Here is a 2,995-nt window from a genome sequence, read left to right as displayed (position 1 = left end):
TATTTAGATAAACAATTTGAGGGTCATGGGATTATGACACAAGCAGTTGAGGCATTGATAAAGTATTGTTTCGAAGAGCTTGACTTAAACCGAATTGAGATTAGTGCCGCAGTTAATAATGAAAAAAGCCGAGCTATTCCTGAAAGGCTGGGATTTACTAGAGAAGGTATGTTACGTGACAATGAATTACTAAATGGTATTTATTCATCGAGTTACATCTATAGTTTATTAAAATCAGAATACGACCAAAAATGACAAATTAGACTTACAAAAGAGTGATGACATTTAAAATGGCATCGCTCTTTTATTTAATTTTTGAAAATAAAAGGTTGTTGACAGTATTATTTTATAACAATATAATGATTTTGATAATTATTATCAACTAGATAATGTTCATGGGAGGATGCCTTAAAATCATCATTTTAAGAGCCACGTATTATCTTGGCATTTAGGGAGTGTGAGATAGTACGAATGAGGGCATGTCTATGGGGATAATAGAATTTCTATAATGAGGTGTCAAAATGAAAAAGTTAACAACGCTATTATTAGCATCAACGTTATTAATTGCTGCATGTGGGAACGACGATAGTAAGAAGGATGATTCAAAGACATCGAAAAAAGATGATGGTGTTAAAGCAGAATTAAAACAAGCAACAAAAGCATATGATAAATATACTGATGAACAGTTAAATGAATTTTTAAAAGGTACAGAAAAATTTGTTAAAGCGATTGAAAATAATGATATGGCCCAAGCAAAAGCGTTATATCCAAAAGTTCGTATGTATTATGAACGCTCTGAACCAGTTGCAGAAGCATTTGGAGATTTAGATCCTAAAATTGATGCACGTCTTGCAGATATGAAAGAAGAGAAAAAAGAAAAAGAATGGTCAGGATATCATAAGATTGAAAAAGCATTATACGAAGATAAGAAAATTGATGATGTGACTAAAAAAGATGCACAACAATTATTGAAAGATGCAAAAGAATTGCATGCCAAAGCTGATACATTAGATATCACACCAAAATTAATGTTACAAGGTTCTGTTGACCTATTAAATGAAGTTGCAACTTCTAAAATCACAGGTGAAGAAGAAATTTATTCACATACAGATTTATATGATTTTAAAGCGAACGTTGAAGGCGCACAAAAAATTTATGACTTATTTAAACCTATTTTAGAGAAAAAAGATAAAAAATTAAGTGATGATATTCAAATGAACTTCGATAAAGTGAATCAATTATTGGATAAATATAAAGATAACAACGGCGGTTATGAGTCATTTGAAAAAGTATCGAAGAAAGACCGTAAAGCATTTGCGGATGCTGTTAATGCATTAGGAGAGCCACTAAGTAAAATGGCTGTGATTACTGAATGACAAATTATGAACAAGTTAACGATAGTACGCAATTTTCAAGACGTACATTTTTGAAAATGTTAGGTATTGGCGGTGCCGGTGTTGCAATTGGCGCAAGTGGTGTTGGTAGCATGTGGTCTTTCAAATCAATGTTCAATACACCAGAAGATCCGGAAAAAGATGCGTATGAATTTTATGGTAAAGTGCAACCAGGCATTACCACACCCACGCAAAAAACATGCAATTTCGTTGCGTTAGATTTGAAGTCAAAAGATAGAGATGCAATTAAGGCAATGTTTAAAAAGTGGACGGTTATGGCTGATCGTATGATGGATGGTGATACAGTTGGCAAGACGAGTAACAATCCTTTAATGCCACCAGTAGATACCGGTGAATCGATAGGATTAGGTGCAAGCAAGTTAACGATTACCTTTGGGATTAGTAAGTCTTTGATGAAGAAAATTGGGTTATCTAGTAAAATTCCCGATGCCTTTAAAGATTTACCGCATTTTCCGAATGATCAGTTAATAGACGATTACAGCGATGGTGATATTATGATTCAAGCATGCTCAAATGATTCGCAAGTATCCTTTCATGCGGTTCATAATTTAGTTCGTCCATTTCGAGATATTGTTAAGGTACGTTGGGCGCAATCTGGTTTTATCTCTGCTAAAGGTAAGGAAACACCTAGAAATTTAATGGCATTTAAAGATGGAACAATTAATCCTAGAAAGAGTAATCAACTTAAAGATTATGTGTTTATTGATGACGGATGGGCGAAACATGGAACTTATTGTGTTGTCAGACGTATTCAAATACACATTGAAACGTGGGATCGTACTGCACTGGAAGAACAAGAGGCTACATTTGGTCGGAAACGACATAGTGGTGCGCCGTTAACAGGTGGGAAAGAGTTTGATGAAATTGACTTAAAAGCGAAAGATAGTCATGGCGAGTATATTATTGATAAAGATGCCCATACGAGACTAGCGAAAGAAGCAAATACGTCAATTTTACGTAGAGCCTTTAATTATGTTGATGGTACGGATGACCGCACAGGTAACTTCGAAACAGGCTTGTTGTTCATTGCTTTTCAAAAAGCGACAAAACAATTTATCGATATACAAAATAATTTAGGTAGTAATGATAAATTAAATGAATATATTACACATAGAGGTTCTGCTTCATTTTTAGTATTACCAGGTGTTAGTAAGGGAGGATACCTTGGTGAAACATTATTTGACTAAATTTGTAGCAATGCTAATAACTGCTGCTATGGTGTGTAGCTTTGGGTTACTGAAAAGTCAGGCAGCAGAACAACAAAGTATTAGTGATGTATATAGTGTGATAACGGATGCGAAATCTGCACTTTCTAATAATTCGATATCGAATGACAATAAGCAGAAAGCAATTGAGCAAGTGGTAAGTGCAGTTAAGAAATTATCGCTTGAAGATAATAGTGAAGGTAATGCTGTCAAATCAGATGTGAGAAAGCTTGAAGATGCAAAAGCGAATGATAATCAAAAAGATACACTTTCGCAATTAACGAAGTCATTAATTGCTTATGAAGAGAAATTGGCTAGTAAAGATGCGGGTTCTAAAATTAAACTATTGCAACAGCAAGTCGATGCCAAAGATGC

Annotated in this window: 3 protein-coding genes and 1 pseudogene; all 4 read left to right on the top strand. The window is 34.3% G+C overall.

Annotated elements, in window-relative coordinates; translation table 11 throughout:
* Window positions 1-255 (top strand): GNAT family N-acetyltransferase (locus IDG60_RS09805; protein WP_206160655.1); only part of this gene is annotated, 255 nt, incomplete at its 5' end.
* 266 nt (window positions 256-521) lie between these two features.
* Window positions 522-1,376 (top strand): iron uptake system protein EfeO, encoded by an 855-nt coding sequence (gene efeO, locus IDG60_RS09800; RefSeq protein ID WP_000737196.1) that lies wholly within the window; start codon window positions 522-524, stop codon window positions 1,374-1,376.
* Window positions 1,373-2,602 (top strand): iron uptake transporter deferrochelatase/peroxidase subunit, encoded by a 1,230-nt coding sequence (gene efeB / locus IDG60_RS09795; RefSeq protein ID WP_000186223.1) that lies wholly within the window; start codon window positions 1,373-1,375, stop codon window positions 2,600-2,602. The genes efeO and efeB overlap by 4 nt, the downstream gene beginning before the upstream one ends.
* Window positions 2,583-2,995 (top strand): annotated as a pseudogene (locus IDG60_RS09790) (hypothetical protein); the annotation flags it as partial. The gene efeB and the pseudogene IDG60_RS09790, both read left to right, overlap by 20 nt.

The sequence above is a fragment of the Staphylococcus sp. EG-SA-2 genome, assembly GCF_017152085.1.
This window is presented reverse-complemented; position numbering and strand designations above follow the sequence as displayed.

Excerpts from the sequence above, each read along its gene's own strand:
- efeB (WP_000186223.1), top strand. The coding sequence starts at position 1,373 with ATGACAAATTATGAACAAGTTAACGATAGTACGCAATTTTCAAGACGT.
- efeO (WP_000737196.1), top strand. The coding sequence starts at position 522 with ATGAAAAAGTTAACAACGCTATTATTAGCATCAACGTTATTAATTGCT.